Here is a 19,453-nt window from a genome sequence, read left to right on the forward strand (position 1 = left end):
TTAATTATTTCGACACTTCAACGAACTGAAAAATCTGCTGGGTTTTGGGATTGTAAATAATCGTACTGCTGTTTGGGAATCTTTTAACCTTGTAGTATTCAATACTCTTATCATTTTTTAAATCTTCCAGGAAAATCATATCGATGGTATTTGCGGGCAGAAATTTCTCAATAAAACTTAATTTATCAATGAAGATTTTGCCATCTACTTTTTTCGCCACGGGATCAGATTTCTCTTCATTGGTCGTTACCTGCTGTTCTAAGTACGGAATCAATAATTCTTTATCGGCTTTATATTTAAAAACGTAAGCTGGTGAACCATTAGGAAACGTAAATTTCTTTCCTTTAAATTCAGAAATCATGTTTGCTTCACCTTGAGGAAAGACTTCTTTAAATTGTGCATTTTCGGCATTGGTCAATGAGCTAATAGAATTACTGACCGTTTCATTCAATGTTTCTTTAACTGCGTTCTGTGCTTTTTCTTTAACGCTTGTGGTTGTTTTTTCAATTTGTTCATTGATGGTTTCTTCCACTTTCGAACAGGAAGTTACTGCCATTAGAGGCAAAATAACGAGAATATATTTTTTCATATTTAAAATTTAAAATTAATTTTCTTTGAAAGAGCTGAACAGTTTATCGAGATTGAGACTTCGTGCAGATGCATCAAAAATTTCGCGGTAAGAACCATTCATTTGGATAAGTTCATCGTGCGTACCATTTTCTACAACCATTCCTTTTTTCATCACATAAATGCGATCTGAATCTAAAATCTGCGATAAAGAATGCGAAATGATAACCACTGTTCTTCCTTCTTTAATGGCGTCCAGAGAGTTTTTAATCTGTTCGGTCGCAATCGCATCCAGACTTGCAGTCGGTTCATCCAGAAATATAATTGGCGGATCTTTTAGAAATAAACGGGCAATGGCTATTCTTTGTTGTTGTCCACCAGAAAGTTGGGTTGCATCGTGATTATACTGTTCTGGAAGTTCGATTATTTGATCGTGTAAATAAGCTTTTTTAGCGGCGGTTTTTATTTCTTCGAAGGTCGCATTCATATTTCCATACCGAATATTATCTTCAATACTTCCCTGGAAAATATGATTTTTCTGAAGAACCAAACCAATATCATTTCGCAAAGAAGTATTATTGAAATCATCCAAATCAACGTCATCCAATAAAATTTTACCGGAATCAGGCAGATAAAATTTACACAAAAGATTAATAATCGTCGATTTGCCGGCACCACTCAAACCAACCAATGCCGTGGTTTTACCGTTTTCAATGGTCATGTTGATATTATGCAATGCCTTTGTTCCATTTGGGTAAGTGAAGTCTACATTCTTTAATTCAAATTTGCCTTTGATGTTCTTTTCCACAAAAGTTCCGTTAGGTTCCGTTTGATCATCCGCATTTAAAATTTCAAAATAACCTTCTGCGTAGATCATCGCATCATTCATATCATCATAAATACGGTGAAGTTGTCGAATTGGCGCCGAAACATTATTAAACAAGAGGATATGCAACATGATCGCACCGATCGTCATTTGCTGATCGAGTACTAAATAAACCGTTAAAAGAATAATTAAAACCACTCCAAACTGTTCGATAAAAGTTTTTAAACCATCATAAATAAAATTCGTTCTTCGGGTGAACATCTGGCTTTCCATCAACTGCATTTGTAGATCGTACTGTTTCTTACCCTCAAACTTTTCACGGACAAAACTTTTAATCACCATGATGGAATTGATTAAATTTAAAAGTCCTGAGGTTTTTTTCTCGCGTTGATTTCTTAACTGACGACGAACGCCAGATAATTTTTTAGCCTGTAAAGAACTGATGATAAAATAAATGGGAACGACGATCGTAGAAACCAAACCAACATACACATTTTGCATGTACATGATCACCAACGCAATCATCGCGTTAGAGAACATGGGTAAGATATCGATGAAGAAATTCTGAACGAGTTTGGTTAAACTCTCAATTCCCCGATCGAGTCTTTGCTGAAGTTTTCCGGATTCGTGATCTTCGTTGGTGTAAAAAGCCACGCTGTAAGTCAAAATCTTATCAATCGCAGTCTGCGCTAAAACAGAACTGGTATTAATTCTGATTTTTTCGCCATAGAATTTTTGACCAAACTGAATGAAAATATTGACGATTTCCTTGCTTAATAAAATGGCAGAAATAATCACCAAAACATGAATTCCTTCCGCCATCGGATCGGAAAGTTGAGTCAATTCCGTTACTTCATCGACCGTATATTTTAAAACCAACGGATTCACCTGCGCCATCAAAGCACCAATAAATGTCAGAAATAAAGTTCCGTACATCATCATCCGATACGGCTTGATGAAGGGAACCAATTGCTGATAAATATGATAAAGAGTGATCGTTCTGTTGAAAGGTTTCGGCATATTTTAAAATAGAAAAAATTTTGGAATATTCTGAGTCAACAAAAAACCGACCATCGTTAGAAATACTATTGTAAAATTATCGAAGATTTAAAAACTTCTAAGATTCAAAAGAGAACGTAGTTAAGTAGTGTAATTCAGTTTTGCTGGCGACTTTTGCAGTTGATTCAGCTTCATCCAAAGAATAGTTAGAGTTGATTTCTTTCTTTTGAAACAGAAAAGCGTTATTAGAATTTTTGTCAACCACTTCATTGAAAATATGTTCGATTTCAGAGTTTGACAATGACGCAAAACTAATGTCTTCAAAACCATACAGCAATCTTAGATTATCAACGCCCTGGAAATTTTCATCTACGAAACTTTGGAACTGACTTTTTGAATCAAAATTCCCGGCCCAAATATTATAAACAAAAGCTCTTCTTTTTGGCTTATTTAAAATATCCTGATACACAAAGTTTTCACCCAAATAGGCGTCTCGCACTTGTGGATCATTCGCCAGATCATGCGGAAGTCCTTCTTTCAAAATTCGACCTTCAAACATAATATAGGTTTTATGAGTAATCGCTAAAGTCTGCTGAACGTTGTGATCGGTAATTAAAATTCCGATATTTTTATCAACCAAACTCCTCACAATTTTCTGAATATCTTCTACCGCGATCGGGTCAACTCCGGCAAACGGTTCATCTAATAAAATAAAATTCGGACTTGTCGCTAAACAACGTGCGATTTCAGTTCTTCTTCGCTCACCACCGGAAAGTAGATCTCCACGGTTTTTGCGAACATGCTGCAAAGAAAACTCTTCAATCAATTCGTCGCACTTGATCTGCTGTTCCCGCTTTGAAAGTTTAGTCAGTTGTAAAACTCCCAAGATATTATCTTCGACAGAAAGTTTTCTAAAAATCGAAGCTTCCTGCGCCAGATAACCAATTCCTTTTTGAGCCCGACGATACATGGCGTCGTTGGTAATTTCTTTATCGTTTAAGAAAATTTTTCCCGAAGTTGGTTTCACCAAACCTACAATCATGTAGAAACTGGTGGTTTTTCCGGCACCGTTGGGACCAAGAAGTCCAACGATTTCTCCTTGTCGAACTTCGACTGAAACGCCTTTTACCACTTTTTTCGGTCCGTACTCTTTAATTAAATTTTCTCCGCGTAGAATCATACGGCAAATATAATAAATTAGATGTAAGGTTGCATTAAAAGCTGACAAGCACAACCACGAGATTAAGTTGTAAAAACCACACCAAATTCAGTACAAGTAAATGATTTTTAACAAGAATAAATCTTGCGTGTGTTGAAAAATTATCGAATACCATTTTAAAAATAAGAATTAAACATCATCTATTTACTATTGGTGCAGTCGTAGCAAAAATCTATTCATTTTCTTCGGAATAAAACAGATTTCTTTGAGTTTTCAGTTTAAAAAAAATTATCTTCGCTCTTTAAAAAAACCATCAGATTTGAGTGCCAAAGAAAAAGAATTCGCGAAACTAATTAAAGATAATCAAGGTTTGATCATCAAGGTTTCCCGACTCTATACCAATACTTTGGAGGACGAGCAAGATCTTTTTCAAGAGATCGTGTTACAACTTTGGCGTTCCTACGACTCATTTAAAGGACAGTCGAAAATATCTACCTGGATGTATCGTGTTGCTTTAAATACAGCAATCACGCTCTTTAGAAAAAAAACAAAATCACCCCAAACCGATGAGCTGATGGATTACCATCACAGTGATTTTGTAGAGATTGATGACGAAAAACAACAGCATATTTCAACGCTTTATAAAGTTATAAAAATGTTACCCAATGTAGAACGTGCGATTGTCACGATGTATCTGGATGATCTACCTTACCGCGACATTGCAGAAAACTTAGGAATTACAGAGGTTAATGCACGCGTAAAAATGAACCGATTGAAGAAAACTTTAAAACAATTAATGGAAAAGCATGCCTGAATTTGATTTAGACAGTTTCAAAGAAACGTGGCAGCAACAACCTGTTCAGCCAAAATATGATACCAGCGAGATCGAATCGATGCTGAATAAATCTTCGCGCAATTATGTGAAATATATTTTATGGATCAGCTTGGTAGAATTTATTCTGATTCTGGGAGCGAATTTGTATTACACTTTTTTAGGAGAAGACACCACCGATTTGATGAGTGTTTTGGGTAAACTGGGTATTGATAATTCTGATCAGTTTCAAACTACTTTAACTCAACTCTATTTGGCTTTAAAGATGGTGAGTTTAGCGCTGACCGGAATTTTCGTCTATTTATTTTATCAAAACTATCGTAAAATTAATATTGAAGCGAACCTTAAAAAACTGATCCTTCAAATCATTAAATTTAAAAAAACGGTTCAATTATTTATTGTGGCCAATATCGCTTTGGTGATTTTATTTACCCTCGTTTTAGGAGTATTTACTTTCTCAGTTTTAGCACAGCAAAATATTGAATTAACGAATCCAACTTTAATTGGCTTTATCGCTGGACTAGTTCTAACAATGGGAATAAGCGTCGTTTTAATCTGGATTTATTACCGCGTAGTTTATGGATTTATCCTGAGAAGATTAGGTAAAAACCTGGAACAGCTGCAAAATATAGAAGAGGGAAATTAATTAAAATCTCCCTCTCTTTTTTTTTAAATTCTTTAAAAAAATTTTATAATTCTTTTCGCAAACGAGCTACCGGAATACTCAATTGTTCGCGGTATTTCGCAATCGTACGTCTGGCGATATTGTATCCTTTCTCTTTCAAAAGTCCAACTAGAGCGTCATCGGTGTGAGGTTTTCTTTTGTTCTCAGCGTCGATAATATCCATCAGGTGAGTTTTGATCTCTTTGGTCGAAACTTCTTCGCCATCATCATTCGTAAGTGAATCGGAAAAAAGACTTTTTAAATAAACAATTCCGTTTGGTGTATCCGCATACTTACTTTTTACAACTCTTGAAATCGTAGAAATATCAAATCCAGTAATATCTGCGACATCTTTTAGAATCATCGGTTTCAATGATTTGTCATCTGCCGTAATAAAATATTCTTTTTGCAACTGAACAATGGCTGAGATCGTTTGCAACAAGGTATTCTGACGCTGGTTGATCGCATCGATATACCATTTTGCCGCATCTAATTTCTGCTTAATGAAAAGCGCTGCCTGTTTATGTTCAGCCGACTTTTTATCGTGAGAATAGGTTGTTAAAATATCTTTATACTCATCTGAAACTCTCAAAGAAGGAGCATTTTTACTATTCAAAGAAGGAATGACATCAACTCCTTTGCGACCATTATCTTTAACTGTAATTAAAAAATCCGGGATGATCTCATTATTAATGGTAATGGTTTGAGTATCATAATTCCCACCCACTTTCGGTGATAATTTTGAAATCACTTCCAGGGCATCTTTTAAATCCTCTTCTTCAATATCATATTTCTGAATGATCTTATTGTAATGTTTATTCGTCAAAGCATCAAACTGATTTCTCAGGATATTAGCCGCTAAGCTAACCGCTTTGTCGGCACTGACTTTTTTCTCAATTTGCAGTAATAAACACTCTTGCAAGCCTCTGGCGCCAACTCCTGAAGGATCTAATTTCTGAACGTAATTCTCTAAGATCTCCGTCACTTTTTCTGGTGTGGTAAAAAGTCCCTGTGAGAAAGCTAAATCATCAACCAACTGCTTTACTTCTCTTCTCAGATAACCATCGTTATCCAGATTTCCAATAATATACTCTGCGATCTTTAAATCGTCATCATCTACATTGGCAAGGCGAATCTGTTCTAAAAGATAATCGTATAAAGACTGTCCTTCAGTTAAAAGCGACTGGCTGTCAAACTCTTCATCATCAGCAGAATAATTATTCGCAGATGATTTATAAGCTGGCTCATCATCAAAAATATATTCATTAACATCGAAATCGGTGTCAATACTTTCATTGCCTTCATCTTCGTATTTGTCATCCAGAGAATCATGATCATCCTCTTTATTTTCGTCCTGTACTTTTTCTAAAGCTGGATTTTCTTCGAGTTCGCGCTCCAATTCTTCTTCAAATTCGAGGGTGTGAAGTTGAATCAATTTCATCAATTGAATTTGCTGCGGGGCCAATTTCTGGCCAAGTCTCATTTGAAGATTTTGTTTTAACATATTATGATGTTATTTCTCTTAATTTAATTTTAAATAAGTTCTCAATGAACCATAAACATACTGAAATTATATTAAAACTCTGCAGTATGAGGTGTTCTAGGGAAAGGAATTACGTCTCTGATATTAGTCATTCCTGTTACAAAAAGAATCAGTCTTTCTAATCCAAGTCCGAAACCTGCATGTGGCACAGAACCGAATTTTCGAGTATCCATGTACCACCAAAGCTCTTCCTCATCAACGTTCATATCTTTCATCTTGGCTTTCAAAACATCGAATTTATCTTCTCTCTGCGAACCTCCGATAATTTCACCAATTCCTGGGAATAAAACATCCATAGCAGCAACGGTTTTTCCGTCTTCGTTCAGTTTCATATAGAACGCTTTGATCTCTTTTGGATAATCAAATAAAACTACTGGACACTCAAAATGTTTTTCTACTAAGAACCTTTCGTGCTCACTTTGTAAATCTGCGCCCCAAGCATCAATCGGAAACTGGAATTTGCCTTTCTTATTTTCTTTAGAGTTTCTCAGAATCTCAATTGCTTCGGTATACGAAACACGTTTGAATCTTTTCTGAATTACATTCTGTAGTTTTTCTAATAAACCTTCTGAAGCTCTGTCTTTCTCTGGCTTTTGTTTTTGCTCGTCTGCAAATCTCTTATCTAAAAATTCCAGATCATCTTTGCAGTTTTCCAAAACATAATTGATCACATATTTTAAGAAATCTTCTGCAAGATCGATATTGTCTTCTAAATTATTAAATGCAACCTCGGGTTCTACCATCCAGAATTCTGCAAGGTGACGGGTGGTGTTAGAATTTTCAGCGCGGAAGGTTGGTCCAAACGTATAAACTCTTCCTAAGCCCATCATCGCTGTTTCTACGTTCAATTGTCCGGAAACAGTTAAGTTTGTTTTCTTACCAAAAAAATCCTGCGCGAAATCGATTGCTCCATTTTCATCGCGTGGAATTGCATCCAGATCAAAGTTAGTAACGCCAAACATTTCACCCGCTCCTTCTGCATCTGCACCGGTAATGATCGGCGTGTTCATGTAAAAGAATTGGTTTTGATTAAAGAACTGATGAATCGCAAAACTCACCGAACTTCTCACTCTGAAAACCGCACTGAATAAATTGGTGCGGAAACGCAAATGCGCCTGCTCACGAAGAATTTCTAAGGAATGTTTCTTTGGCTGAAGGATTGTCTTGTCTCTTTCTTCGGTAAAGTTATCTCCTAAAATGATAATTTTTTTTGCGATAATTTCGATGTTTTGTCCAGCTCCCTGGCTTTCGACCACTTCACCTACAATTTTCAATGACGCAGCATTGCTGATATTTTTAAGAATGTTTTCATCAAATTGTTCAAAGTCAACAACCACCTGTAAATTGTTGATGGTCGAACCGTCATTCAAGGCGATAAAGCGGTTGGAGCGAAATGCTCTTACCCAACCTTGTACGGTGATATCATGATGAATTAGTTTTTTATAATCTCCTAATAATTCTTTAATAGTCGTTCTCATTCGTATATATTCAATTTTATTTGGATTTCCAGAAATTATAGCGTTCCGAAAATAAGACCATGTCTTACTGCAAACTTACTAAAAATTGGCGTAAAATTTGCTCTTAGGAGAAAATTATCCCAAAAAAAACGCTCCATTCAGGAGCGTTTGTGATGATAAAAAACAGATTCCCATTCATCCTTATTTTTTAAAGTTTTAACAGAACTGAAGCTTCACCTGATAAAACATTAAATTGACTCGGAACTCTTGTTTTATACCATAAACCGTACGGTGCATAACTCACTTTGATTCCAAATCCTACTCTTCCTTTCCAAATTCGAAGACCTTGTCCGAACTGCAATGTCGAAAAGGATTCTACATCAGCTGCAATTTGGATTGTATTGGGACTTTCGGGCTCTGTTGGTTCATCATCTGGAATATCTTTTCCATCAAAAAACAAAGTACTAAAAGTCAACTCGCTAATCCATTCAAGTTCTTGATTCTGTATAGAAAAGGGTTTAACAAGTTTGCCACCCAGATTGAAAAAATAAACTTTAGATTCTATATTATAAACAACTTCATTTTTTCCATATTCAAATTGATACATTGAAGAAGAAGTTTTAAAAGCTCCACCAAGTTCTAATCTCGCAGCATCTTCAATTGGAAATCGATACCAAAATCCAAAGCTAGCCGCACCATTATTTTTCAAAATCTGATTCGATTGATCATAACCGACAGCAGCTTCCAGAACAAACTTCCGATCCCACAAATCATTTTTTGTTTGAGCGTGAAGTGAAATCATTCCCAATAATATTAAAAGTAATTTCATGGCTTAAAAATTAATCAGTGGTAAAGTTCGTTTTGCATTTTTATTCCAGAAACCGAGTTGGAATCCCTTTCGATCTTTAGTCTTATTGATGAGTCCAATCTGAATTCCTTTCAGTTTTGTAGATTTGTTATAAAGTCCAACCTGCAAACCATTTCCATTACCGATATCATTCACAATTCCCAGTTGAATACCGTTGAATTTCCCGGCTGAATTTGACAGCGCAACCAAAATCCCGTTTGCTGCTTCTGCAGAATTATTGAGCCCTGAAATATGAAGACCATTTAATTTTCCTGAATTATTATTAAAACCGTTCAGCGTAATTCCGTTGGTTTCCTGTGCGATATGATACATCGAAAGCCCAACACCATTGAGCGCTTTTCCGTCAGTCATTCCGCCCGTTGAGAGATGAATTCCATTGATGGTAACCGTTTCAGCGCCGTCTTTCGGAACTTCAATTTCCTTTGGAGCTAATAAATAAATCAAAGTGATCGGATTTAGCTGAATATTAATTCCTGCGATTTTCTGCGTTTGATAATCATCGAAAATACCCAAGTTGAGCCCAGCTGTATTTTTAATTTCTAGAGACGGATTCAAAGTGATCAATTGTGTTTTTATTGGCATTTGATAAGAATCCTGTCCAAACAGCAAAATGCCAAATAGTAAATGCGCTGTTAAAAATAATCTCGTTTTCATAATCGTTGTTTTAAAATTATACTCCAAAAGTAGAAGCAAACCCAACCACTTTAAATGTGAAATAGCATTAATAATTTTAATACATTTGTGAAAATCGCAATTATGTATCAGGAACTTTTACTAAAGGAGATCAGAAAGAAAATTGGTGAAAAATCGCTGAATGATGAAATTGCAAATATTTTGAACATCAGTTATGACGCCGCCCACCGACGCACCTCCTTAAAATCAAAGTTCTCTTTGGAGGAAAGTGTGAATTTGGCAAAGTATTATAATATATCGCTGGACCGATTTATTGCCAGTGATAATACGGTGATCGCCAAAAAGACAAAACCGATCCGAACTTCTACCGATCTTTTAAACTATTTTCAGGACGCTTTGATTTTACTCAATGATTTCAAACTGAATCCAGACACGAAAGTTTACTATTCGGCGAAAGATATTCCGTTTTTTTATACGATCTCTAATTCTGTTTTATCAAAATTCAAATTATTTGTGTGGATGAATTTGCTGAATGAAAAAGATTTCATGACGCCGTTCAGCGATTTTCAGCTTGAGAAATACGCAGACAAAAGTGCGGATCTAAAAACCCTGTACGAAAACTTAAATGTCATTGAAATCTGGAACAGCACGACGATGTCGAGTATTATAAATCAGATCTCTTTCTACACCGAAATTCAGCTTTTAACGAAAGAAACAGCGATTATAATTTTACAGGAACTAAAGGATCTCATCCGAAACATTGAAAAGAAAGCCGAAGATGGCAGCCAAAAATTTCAGATCTACGCGCACGATCTGCTGATTTTAAACAACAGTATTTTATTTGAAAGTGAAGAGAAATCTTCGCTGTTTGTACCGTTCAACATGTTTGGATATATGATGACCGACGATAAAAGCACTTGTGATGATGCGCTCAATTTCTTTCAGCATCAAATTAAAAACTCGACTTCACTCAACTTTTCCGGTCAGCGTGACCGCAAAAAATTCTTTAATAAAATGATTGAAAATATTGAAGTTTTAGAAAATTCAATGAGATAATTCAATCTGACCCGACTTGATGATAATATTTACCTATTTTCATTTGGATCATCGAACCGCTTCGCTAGGTTTGAACGGAGCTGTTTTTATGGAACGCAGTGGAATAAAAAAGCGCGAATCTTTCGACAGGTTCAGGGATAAGCTCAGGCGGAAATTGTCACCCAAGAAACCAAGAACAACTTACTCGTCTTTCTTCGACGGAATTAGGAAAACATCCATCAAACCTTCTGGCAGAGACATTTTGATAAATTTCTCTTCCCGGTTTAATTCCAGGATCCAATCTCTGATGATCGGAATAACGATCTGTTTACCAGCCAAACCAAGCACGAAATAATGCTGACCAGTTTGATCGTTGATCGTTTCGATAACTCCACAAGATTTACCATCTTCTTCACGGATCTCAAACCCGACAACTTCGTGATAATAGAATTTATTTCCCGTCAGTTTCGGTAAGCCTGAAAGCGGCAGATAAACATCTTTTCCCACTACCTGATCTACCAAGGCTTCGGTGGAATTTTTGAAAGAGACAATCAGCGTTTCACCTTTGCTCCAGGATTGTTTGGCAATGAAAAAAGGCACCAATAATCCGTTGATATCAACAAATATGGACGATAATTTAGAATACATTTCAGGTTGGTCGGTATCCAGTTTCAGGAATACATTTCCGTGTAAACCGTGTCGGCGCGTAATTTTCCCTAAAAAATAGCAATCTTCTTTTTTCATGATGCAAATATAAATGGTTTTAAAATAATAGAGACGTCAAAAATGACGCCTCCATAATTTTTCAATAAGAAATTGTATTAAGCTTTAGCTTCGTCAGCACCTTCTTCAGTTGCTTTCTCGTCGCTTCCTGCTATATTCTCAGTTACGTTTGCTACTGCTTCTTTTACAGAATCAACAGCTCCTTCAACTGCAGCTGCTGCTCCACCTAAAGTTTCTGCAACATTTTCTACAACAGATTTATCTTCTGCAGGTGCATTAGCTGCTTCTTCAGCTGCTTTTGCTTCTGCAATTTTAGCATCTTCTGCTGCTTTTTCTTCTGCTAATTTAGCATCTGCTTCCGCTTTCGCATCGTCAACTAATTTTTGTGCAGCGTCTAATCTACCTTGGTTTACTTTGGCTTCAGCTTCTAAAGCTGCTTTTTTAGCATCATCTTTCGATTTTGCCAAACCGTCTTTTTTACCAAGAACTTGTTTGTCTTTTCCTTCTAACCAAGCTGCGAATTTGCTGTCAGCTGCTTCTTGATCAAAAGCGCCTTTTGCAACTCCACCTTGTAAGTGTCTTTTGTAAAGAACTCCTTTGTAAGAAAGAATAGCACGAGCGGTGTCAGTTGGTTGCGCTCCATTTTCTAACCATTTTACTGCAGAATCAACGTTAAGTTCAATAACTGCTGGATTGGTAATTGGATTGTAAGTACCGATTTTTTCGATGAATTTTCCATCTCTACTTGCTCTTGCATCGGCAACTACGATGTGGTAGAAAGGTTTTCCTTTTTTACCGTGTCTTTGTAATCTAATTTTTACTGACATAATTGTTTGAATTTGTGGGAACTCGTCCCGATTAATTGATGGGAACTCGTCCCGATTATTTATAAGGGTGCAAAGATAATCAATTTTCTTAATTCAACAACGTCAAAATTAAATATTTACGAGTGAATATTATTATTTTTTAGGAGCCGGGAACCTGCTTTCACTACTCGCTTCCCGCAGCCGCTTTCCCTTCGCTTGGGAGAGCTCAAACAGGCCGTTCAATCAGGGCTAGAAATCCCGCCTAAAAATGAATCAAGATTCTAAATTCACCATTAAGATTTCTCTAAGAAGTTGACACAATGAAGAATTCCTAGATAAAATTACTGGCGCAATCCTTTCTTGCACTTGTACCACTTCACCTTTTTCGACTTTTGTGATTGAACAATAAATAGTTTCGTGATCGTAGTTTTAAAAGTATTGATAAGAATTATAACAAAATAAGTAAATTTGCGTGTGCATATACAACAAGAAGATTTAACCGAACTCGAATTTCCCGAACTGTTAGCGGAGATTTCCCCCTTTGCTTTTTCACCGAAAACGAAAGAAAGAATTGCCGCAATTCGGCCTTTTGAACTCGAAGAAGCAGAAATTTCATTAAAGAAAACAGCAGAATATTTATCGAGTTTTGAAAGCGATAACGCCATCCCTTTCAGTGAATTTGAAGATATCGACGAAGAGCTCAAGCTGATGCTAATTGAAAATTTCAGATTAGATAACGCGGCTTTTCTCAAAATAAAAAGCCTGACGGAACAGATCGCCAGACTTCAGAAATTTTATCCCGCTTATGACGGTTTATTCCTCAAACTCAATGACGACGTTAAAGATCTGGAATACCGCAAAGAGATCATCGATAAAATCGACAAAGTTTTTAATCGTTTTGGCGAAGTTAAAAGTGATTCATCACCCATTCTAAAACAATTGCGCGGCGACATTTCCCACGCTAAAAAAGCGATCCAGGAAAACTTTAACCGAGCACTCACAGGACTTACTTCTACGGAATATTTAGATGACATTAAAGAAAGCATTGTTGATGACCAAAGAGTTTTAGCCGTAAAGTCGGCTTATAAAAAAAGAGTTCCAGGTCGGGTTTTAGGACTTTCAAAAACGGGTTCGATTACTTATATTCAGCCTGAATCGGTGGTAAAACATCAATTCAAACTAAGAGAAGACATTGAAGAAGAAAAGAAAGAAGTTGATAAGATCCTTAGAAAACTGACTTTTGAGATTTCAGAATTCCAACCTCAACTCTCTTCGTATCAGAAATACATTTTCGATTTAGACATCATCCGGGCCAAAGCGAAATTCGCAGATAAAGTGGGTGGAATATTACCCAAGATCAACCGTCACCGGACAATGCGATTGGTGAACGCCTTTCATCCGTTGTTGCTGATCAGAAATCAGGTCGAGAAGAAAAAAATATTTCCACAAACATTGACTTTAACGGAACAGAACCGAATCCTTTGTATTTCTGGACCGAACGCCGGTGGAAAATCGATAACTTTGAAAACGGTTGGTTTACTGCAGTTAATGATTCAGAGTGGAATTTTAGTTCCTGTTCATCCAAGATCTGAAATGTTTTTCTTTGAAAAATTAATGACCGATATTGGCGACAATCAATCCATAGAAAATCACCTTTCAACTTATTCTTCCCGTCTTAAGAAAATGGCGAAGATCATCAAAGAAGCCAACTCAAAAACACTATTGCTCATCGATGAATTCGGCACCGGTTCTGATCCTGAACTGGGTGGCGCTTTAGCTGAAAGTTTCCTGGAGTTCTTCTACGACAAGAAAAGTTTTTCGATCATTACAACCCATTACACTAATATCAAACTGGTTATTGAGCAACTTCCGAACGCGACGAATGCAGCTATGCTTTTTGATGAATACTCGCTCGAACCTCTTTACAAATTAGAGGTCGGACAAGCCGGAAGCTCCTTTACTTTCGAAGTTGCGGAGAAAAATAAAATCCCAAAATTCATTATCGAATCTGCGAAGAAAAAAGTAGAACATGATATTTTAAACCTCGATAAAACCATTGTAAAACTACAGCAGGAAAAATTTGAGGTCGAAAAAATCAAAACTGATTTAGCTGAAAAAAGGGATTCAACTCAAAATAAAAAAGAGAACCTCGAAAAACTGAATGATCAGTTGGAGCAAAAACTATTTAATTTTCAAAAACTCTACGAAGACGAACACCGCAAATTACAGTTTGGAAATAAGATCGAAGGTTTTATCGATTCTTATGTAAAAGGAAAAACGCGAAAATTGGTGGTCGCAGATTTCGTCAAAATCCTGGAACAGGAAAAGTTCCGAAAGTTAGGCGCTGATAAAGATGAAAATAAAAAACTACAAGTCGTTAAACGAAAAATTACGCAGCAGTTAAAGAAAGTAGATGTTCAGGAAAAAATCGTCGAAACCAATGAAAAACTGGAAGACAAACGTCAAAAAGAACGCGCCGTCTGGATGAAAGTGGGACAACGCGTACGAATTCCCGGCTCAACAAGCGTGGGAACCATCGAAAAGATTGAGAAGAACGGGAAAGTTTCGGTGAATTACGGAACTTTTAAAACTAAAATTAGCGGTGATAATTTGGAAAGGATTTAGGGAAATTTTAAATGATGAATTCTAAATTTTAAGTGATGATTGTAGAATATCAAATTAACGAAGGGGAATTTATCAAACTAAAATTCTTACTACTTTATAAAAGGCCTTTAACCATTATCGTATGCACAGTAAGCATAATTTTATTCCTACTTGATTTCAGAAAATACATCGTTTTCAATTATCCAGTTGAAACAATCTATGCGTCACTATTTTTATTTATCTCGTGTTTCATATTGATTCCAATCTATTCTTACATTAAGTTTAAAAACGAATATCAATCTACCAAATTAATTTCGCAAAAAACAATTAGTGAAATAGATGATCATAAGATTTGCGACACTACAGAAACTTTTAAAACTGAAACTTCATGGGAAAATGTACATAAGGTTAAAGAATTAAAAAACTGGTTTTTGTTTTATTTTAGCAGCGATCTTTTTGGCTTTGCGCCTAAAAGGGCTTTTTCTGAAACTCAAATAATTGAACTTAGAAACTTAATTATAAGTAAGAACATAAAATCAGATTTACGCCAAGATTAACTCAATAATAATAAATTATTCCCGCAACTTTCCTTCATCCAAAGCTTTCTTCAGCAAAACATCAAACGCTTCACCCATTTCTGCAGAAGCTCTCTTAACGGCTTTGCCAACAATATTTTCCACTTGATCTACTATTACCTCAGCTTCTGTCCAGCTTTTGGCAGAACCGTACACATTCAGGAGAAAAGGCATGATGCGATCTACAGCACAAGCGAAAATAGCGTCAGAAGTTTCTTCCGCTTCAAACTCCATCCAAAGATTTAGAAAGTCAGAACTTAGAGGTTCATCTAGAATTCCGAAAGTATTTTTGGCAGCCTGTAATTCGCGATCGTATTTTCCCGTCATGGCGCTTTCATCAAAAATAAAAGTATCGCCCGCTTCGATTTCTACCACATCATGAATGGACAGCATTCTGATGACTCTTAATAAATCGATCCGCTCTTTATCTTTTGCATAAGGCAAAAGGACTTGCGCAAACACCACAATTTGCCAGCTGTGTTCAGCCGTATTTTCTCTGCGGGAATCATCAAGGTTGAAGTTTCTTCGGTTTACTTTTTTCAAAGCATCCAAAGCGAGAATAAACTGAATTTCTTTTTCTAAAATCATGCGGCAAATTTCGGAAAAAAAGAGGAAGTAACGTTTTTTGGAGAGAAGAAATAAACGAAGATATTTTAGAAGTTACTTGTTAGTTATTTGACGAATGATTAAATGAATTGTAGAAACTTAAATTCAATTTTGATCATTCTTTTGAAGAGCTTCGATATGTTCTGGTAAGATTGAATTTTCTAAAACCGGATTCTCAAATTTATAAACGCTTAACACCCCAGATTGTTCGTAATAAGCATGTTCAACTTCTGATAAAAACTTGATTCCTTGCTGTCTTAAAAGCATATAGACTTCATTTTCATCAATATCATCCTCAGTAAAATTTTCTTTTAAAAGACGGCCGTTTTCTACCAATTTCATCACTTTTGGATCGGTTACTTTTCGCACCGATTCATATTTAATCCCAACATAAACGTATAATTTTTGAAAAGCTGCAATTAAAGTGATCACCGTAATCGGAATCGAAAGGGGAATATCTGGATAAAACATGGCATCGCCAACGGCACTTCCCATGGCTACAATTAACAGAACGTCGGCGCTACCCAAACCTCCTACCACGCGTTTACCAATCCACCTGATCATAAAAATGGTGTAGACCATAATGATGATGACTCTTAAAATGATTTCTAAATAAATCATCAAGGTGAAATCTCCAAAAAGCATTTTGCCCAAATCAAAAGTATATTCGCTTGCTTCAACCATCTTTTTAAAATTTAGATTAATAATTTGCTAAAAATTAATACTATCAAATATTAAGCAAAAAATTATTTGTCGATCATTTTCATAATTTCTTCGGCATTTTTCACCCCGTAATCTCTGATTTCATGCTCACTAATGTACTCTTCCGTAAGTTTTGCTAATGGCAGTAGGAATAATTTTTCTGGAGAACTGGGATTTCCGCCTATACCAAAAGCCACAAAGACTTTTTGATTCCGGTCGATTTGATATTTATTGTAATTTCTGATTTGATAATTCTTTGCAAAAGAAACTTCCTGATTAAAAAACGATTTTCGCCACTTACACTCTACAGAAAACGGAACATTATTCAATTTAAACTTTAAATCAGGCTCCATATTTTCTGAAGCTGATACTCCGTTTTTATGATAGTCCGAATTTCTACTCACTAATTGAACTCCCTTCTCTTTTCCCAAGAGCTGAATCATATAGTCCTCAAATGCATTTCCTTTCTCTTTATTTGCGTTAAAAACATCGCGTTTGCTTGAGTCTTTTTTGTGTAACGTTTCTAATGACGTTTCAGGTCTTGCCGGAATTACTGCGGTTGTATTTTCTTTTCTTGTAAAAAAATAAGTAGAAATCGCTAAACTCACGATTCCAATTATTAAAAATAATATTGCCATTTTTTTCATTTGTATTTTATCAATTAGACTCACATTTAATTACCTTAATTTTTCGCAATGTTTAAAGGCGTATTTCAAATTTTTTAAAAGGAAGCCCATAATTATCTGTACAATCCAAAGATAATATTTGATTCTGAGTTTAAAATATAAAATGGCAAAAATTACAAACGTAATTAAGTTTTTATTTTAGTTATCATTCCGCTAAAGCTACTATTTCTGTTAGAAAAAAATCACAAAAACTACGGTGTTAATAAAACAAAAAAAAGCGTCTAGTTGTGAAACTAAACGCTTGGTTCTTTTAAAAAAAGTGGTCTCTCCAGAACCCACCGATTTTTAAAAGAAGTCCTGAAATAAAGAGATTAAACAGGGTTGAAAAGTGAGCGGGGAAATTATAGTGGAAAAAACGGTCAAATTGACCACCCAAATTCGGAGTAAATTGACCACCTGATTCGGAGCAAAGTGACCACCAAGATTCGGAGCAAATTGACCACCTGGATGTGGGTTGATTTTTTCAGGTAAAAACGATTGATTTTTTCATGTTGTTAGCGTCATAAATTCGTATAAAAAATACGGATTATGGCCAATAAAACAACAGACATGAGTAAAATTAGAAAAGTCCTTAAATTTTATAGCAACGGAAAAAGTAAGTTGTTCATCAGCAATTACTTATCACTTTCCAGAAACACCGTAAAGAAATATATTTCGTTATTTGAAGTGCTTGGATAAGTTTTGAGATCATTAACGAAAAAACAGACGCAGAGTTGGAACTTTTGTTTTCCCACACCACAGAGGAATCCGTGAGTCTCAAATTACAGACTTTGTATAATTATTTTCCGGTGATGGAGCGGGAATTAAAAAAGGTAGGAGTCACTATTTATCGCACTTGGGAACAGTATATCGCTTTTCATCCCGATGGTTTTCAGATCACCCAATTCCGGCATCACTATAAAATATGGGCAAAGCGGGTGAATCCTGTGATGCACATGAATCACAAAGCGGGTGATAAAATGTATATTGATTACGCTGGAAAAACCCTCTCTATTATTGATAAAAAGACTGGTGAAATCAAAAACGTTCAGTTTTTTGTCGCCATCTTGGGAGCGAGCCAATATACGTACGCAGAAGCCTCATTGAGCCAACAAAAGGAAGATTTTGTACGTTCGGTAGAAAATGCAATGCATTTTTTTCAGGGCGTTCCTGCGGCAATTGTTCCAGATAATTTAAAATCTGCGGTCATTAAAAGCAGCCGTTTTGAACCCACCATTAATGAAACCTTTGCCGATCTTGCCGATCATTATGGGACCACCATTTTACCTGCCAGAGCTTATAAGCCGAGAGATAAATCTTTGGTAGAAGGCGCTGTGAAGATCTTGTACCGCAGGATTTACGCCCATTTAAAAGAAACTTCATTCTATTCATTAGCAGAATTAAACCAACAAATTCGGAATCTGTTAAAGACACACAATGATAACAAACTCACCGCACGTCCTTACTCCCGCAAAGAATTGTTTTTAGAAGACGAAAAAGAAAAACTCCGTCCACTTCCCGAAGCGCGTTTTGAGCTCAAATACCAGTCGCATGCAACGGTGATGCAGAATGGCCACGTTCTTTTGAGTCAGGACAAAAATTATTACAGCGTTCCGTATCAGTATCTGAAGAAAAAAGTCAAACTTTTATATACGTCATCCGCTGTAGAAATTTTTCATAAATACAACAGGATTGCGATTCATATGCGCAATTACAATCCTTACGTATACACCACCAATGCTGAACATTTAGCCAGCACACATCAGTTTGTAGCCGATTGGAGTCCGTCGCGGTTTATCGACTGGGCCACTGAACTTGATCCTGTTGTTGGTGAATATATTATCCAAATTATCGAGAGCAGAAATTATCCTGAACAAGCCTATAAAAGCTGTATGGGAATATTAAACTTCGAAAAAAAGGTAGGCAGAGAACGATTGATCAATGCCTGCAAACGCGCCCTTGACTTTAAAATTTACAGCTTTAAAACCATCCAGAAAATTTTAGAAAACAATTTAGACCAAATTGATTTTGAGCAAAAATCGGAGTCTGAACAGCAACTTCCAATCCATGGTAATATCCGTGGAAAACAGTATTACAATTAGCAATTAAACCATCATTAAATCAAATTAAATTTTAAAAATTATGAACGAATCTACCGTTACCAAAATGAAGCAAATGAAGCTTTACGG

17 protein-coding genes and 2 pseudogenes are annotated in these 19,453 nt (G+C 36.0%); 7 read left to right on the forward strand and 12 right to left on the reverse strand.

From position 1 onward, the window contains the following. Window positions 1-4: 4 nt before the first annotated feature. The 3 genes and pseudogenes from ACEYOS_RS13760 to lptB all read right to left on the reverse strand — a co-directional run. Window positions 5-589, reverse strand: a complete 585-nt coding sequence (locus ACEYOS_RS13760) for a hypothetical protein (protein ID WP_373708039.1) — start codon at window positions 587-589, stop codon at window positions 5-7. A 15-nt stretch (window positions 590-604) separates the two neighbouring features. Next, window positions 605-2,332 (reverse strand): ABC transporter ATP-binding protein, encoded by a 1,728-nt coding sequence (locus ACEYOS_RS13765; protein WP_373708068.1) that lies wholly within the window; start codon window positions 2,330-2,332, stop codon window positions 605-607. Window positions 2,333-2,846: 514 nt separating this feature from the next. Then, a pseudogene (gene lptB, locus ACEYOS_RS13770) lies at window positions 2,847-3,572 on the reverse strand (LPS export ABC transporter ATP-binding protein); the annotation flags it as partial. A 298-nt stretch (window positions 3,573-3,870) separates the two neighbouring features. Here lptB and ACEYOS_RS13775 point away from each other — a divergent pair. Further along, complete coding sequence (locus tag ACEYOS_RS13775; protein ID WP_193810691.1) at window positions 3,871-4,365, forward strand: RNA polymerase sigma factor; 495 nt, start codon at window positions 3,871-3,873, stop codon at window positions 4,363-4,365. Then, window positions 4,358-5,029, forward strand: coding sequence for a beta-carotene 15,15'-monooxygenase (locus tag ACEYOS_RS13780; RefSeq protein ID WP_373708038.1), 672 nt, complete (start codon window positions 4,358-4,360; stop codon window positions 5,027-5,029). The genes ACEYOS_RS13775 and ACEYOS_RS13780 overlap by 8 nt, the downstream gene beginning before the upstream one ends. A gap of 43 nt (window positions 5,030-5,072) precedes the next feature. Here the strand turns inward: ACEYOS_RS13780 and rpoN are convergent, their stop codons facing one another. The 4 genes from rpoN to ACEYOS_RS13800 form a co-directional block, all read right to left on the reverse strand. Next, complete coding sequence (gene rpoN / locus ACEYOS_RS13785) at window positions 5,073-6,551, reverse strand: RNA polymerase factor sigma-54 (RefSeq protein WP_373708037.1); 1,479 nt, start codon at window positions 6,549-6,551, stop codon at window positions 5,073-5,075. Window positions 6,552-6,622: 71 nt separating this feature from the next. Further along, window positions 6,623-8,068: an asparagine--tRNA ligase gene (gene asnS, locus ACEYOS_RS13790; RefSeq protein WP_373708036.1), complete on the reverse strand. Its 1,446-nt coding sequence runs from the start codon at window positions 8,066-8,068 to the stop codon at window positions 6,623-6,625. Between the two features lie 187 nt (window positions 8,069-8,255). Then, complete coding sequence (locus ACEYOS_RS13795) at window positions 8,256-8,876, reverse strand: hypothetical protein (protein WP_373708035.1); 621 nt, start codon at window positions 8,874-8,876, stop codon at window positions 8,256-8,258. A 3-nt stretch (window positions 8,877-8,879) separates the two neighbouring features. Then, entirely contained in the window at window positions 8,880-9,569 is a 690-nt protein-coding gene (locus tag ACEYOS_RS13800; RefSeq protein WP_373708034.1) for an LA_2272 family surface repeat-containing protein, read from the reverse strand. Between the two features lie 87 nt (window positions 9,570-9,656). Here ACEYOS_RS13800 and ACEYOS_RS13805 point away from each other — a divergent pair, with 87 nt between their 5' ends. Continuing rightward, window positions 9,657-10,604 (forward strand): helix-turn-helix domain-containing protein, encoded by a 948-nt coding sequence (locus tag ACEYOS_RS13805; RefSeq protein ID WP_373708033.1) that lies wholly within the window; start codon window positions 9,657-9,659, stop codon window positions 10,602-10,604. Between the two features lie 180 nt (window positions 10,605-10,784). Here ACEYOS_RS13805 and rimM read toward each other — a convergent pair whose 3' ends face one another. Both rimM and ACEYOS_RS13815 read right to left on the reverse strand, forming a co-directional pair. Beyond that, on the reverse strand, window positions 10,785-11,327 hold the full coding sequence (gene rimM, locus ACEYOS_RS13810; protein ID WP_373708032.1) for a ribosome maturation factor RimM: 543 nt from the start codon (window positions 11,325-11,327) through the stop codon (window positions 10,785-10,787). 224 nt (window positions 11,328-11,551) lie between these two features. After that, window positions 11,552-12,133: pseudogene (locus tag ACEYOS_RS13815) on the reverse strand (30S ribosomal protein S16); the annotation flags it as partial. Window positions 12,134-12,586: 453 nt separating this feature from the next. Between ACEYOS_RS13815 and ACEYOS_RS13820 the strand changes: the two are divergent. Continuing rightward, window positions 12,587-14,737 (forward strand): DNA mismatch repair protein MutS, encoded by a 2,151-nt coding sequence (locus ACEYOS_RS13820; RefSeq protein WP_373709906.1) that lies wholly within the window; start codon window positions 12,587-12,589, stop codon window positions 14,735-14,737. A gap of 35 nt (window positions 14,738-14,772) precedes the next feature. Continuing rightward, a complete protein-coding gene (locus ACEYOS_RS13825) occupies window positions 14,773-15,273 on the forward strand; it encodes a YcxB family protein (protein WP_373709907.1) in 501 nt (166 codons plus the stop codon). 15 nt (window positions 15,274-15,288) lie between these two features. Here ACEYOS_RS13825 and ACEYOS_RS13830 read toward each other — a convergent pair whose 3' ends face one another. From ACEYOS_RS13830 to ACEYOS_RS13840, 3 genes are all read right to left on the reverse strand, one after another. After that, a complete protein-coding gene (locus ACEYOS_RS13830; protein WP_373709908.1) occupies window positions 15,289-15,879 on the reverse strand; it encodes an HD family hydrolase in 591 nt (196 codons plus the stop codon). A gap of 123 nt (window positions 15,880-16,002) precedes the next feature. Further along, a complete protein-coding gene (locus tag ACEYOS_RS13835) occupies window positions 16,003-16,581 on the reverse strand; it encodes a DUF421 domain-containing protein (protein WP_373709909.1) in 579 nt (192 codons plus the stop codon). Window positions 16,582-16,643: 62 nt separating this feature from the next. Continuing rightward, the gene (locus ACEYOS_RS13840; RefSeq protein WP_373709910.1) at window positions 16,644-17,237 is read right to left on the reverse strand and encodes a hypothetical protein; all 594 of its coding nucleotides are present in this window, start codon (window positions 17,235-17,237) and stop codon (window positions 16,644-16,646) included. Between the two features lie 576 nt (window positions 17,238-17,813). On the opposite strand from ACEYOS_RS13840, the gene ACEYOS_RS13845 reads away from it, so the two are divergent. Together ACEYOS_RS13845 and istA are read left to right on the forward strand one after the other, a co-directional pair. Further along, window positions 17,814-17,963, forward strand: coding sequence for a hypothetical protein (locus ACEYOS_RS13845; RefSeq protein ID WP_373739107.1), 150 nt, complete (start codon window positions 17,814-17,816; stop codon window positions 17,961-17,963). A gap of 71 nt (window positions 17,964-18,034) precedes the next feature. Further along, on the forward strand, window positions 18,035-19,366 hold the full coding sequence (gene istA / locus ACEYOS_RS13850) for an IS21 family transposase (RefSeq protein ID WP_373739108.1): 1,332 nt from the start codon (window positions 18,035-18,037) through the stop codon (window positions 19,364-19,366). Window positions 19,367-19,453: the final 87 nt, after the last annotated feature.

Source organism: Kaistella sp. (assembly GCF_041824135.1).
In the GTDB taxonomy this organism is placed as follows: domain Bacteria; phylum Bacteroidota; class Bacteroidia; order Flavobacteriales; family Weeksellaceae; genus Kaistella.

Coding starts and splice junctions, on each gene's coding strand:
- ACEYOS_RS13760 (WP_373708039.1), bottom strand. CDS start 589: ATGAAAAAATATATTCTCGTTATTTTGCCTCTAATGGCAGTAACTTCC.
- ACEYOS_RS13765 (WP_373708068.1), bottom strand. CDS start 2,332: ATGATGTACGGAACTTTATTTCTGACATTTATTGGTGCTTTGATGGCG.
- ACEYOS_RS13780 (WP_373708038.1), top strand. CDS start 4,358: ATGCCTGAATTTGATTTAGACAGTTTCAAAGAAACGTGGCAGCAACAA.
- rpoN (WP_373708037.1), bottom strand. CDS start 6,551: ATGTTAAAACAAAATCTTCAAATGAGACTTGGCCAGAAATTGGCCCCG.
- asnS (WP_373708036.1), bottom strand. CDS start 8,068: ATGAGAACGACTATTAAAGAATTATTAGGAGATTATAAAAAACTAATT.
- ACEYOS_RS13795 (WP_373708035.1), bottom strand. CDS start 8,876: ATGAAATTACTTTTAATATTATTGGGAATGATTTCACTTCACGCTCAA.
- ACEYOS_RS13800 (WP_373708034.1), bottom strand. CDS start 9,569: ATGAAAACGAGATTATTTTTAACAGCGCATTTACTATTTGGCATTTTG.
- rimM (WP_373708032.1), bottom strand. CDS start 11,327: ATGAAAAAAGAAGATTGCTATTTTTTAGGGAAAATTACGCGCCGACAC.
- ACEYOS_RS13825 (WP_373709907.1), top strand. CDS start 14,773: ATGATTGTAGAATATCAAATTAACGAAGGGGAATTTATCAAACTAAAA.
- ACEYOS_RS13830 (WP_373709908.1), bottom strand. CDS start 15,879: ATGATTTTAGAAAAAGAAATTCAGTTTATTCTCGCTTTGGATGCTTTG.
- ACEYOS_RS13835 (WP_373709909.1), bottom strand. CDS start 16,581: ATGGTTGAAGCAAGCGAATATACTTTTGATTTGGGCAAAATGCTTTTT.
- ACEYOS_RS13840 (WP_373709910.1), bottom strand. CDS start 17,237: ATGGCAATATTATTTTTAATAATTGGAATCGTGAGTTTAGCGATTTCT.
- ACEYOS_RS13845 (WP_373739107.1), top strand. CDS start 17,814: ATGGCCAATAAAACAACAGACATGAGTAAAATTAGAAAAGTCCTTAAA.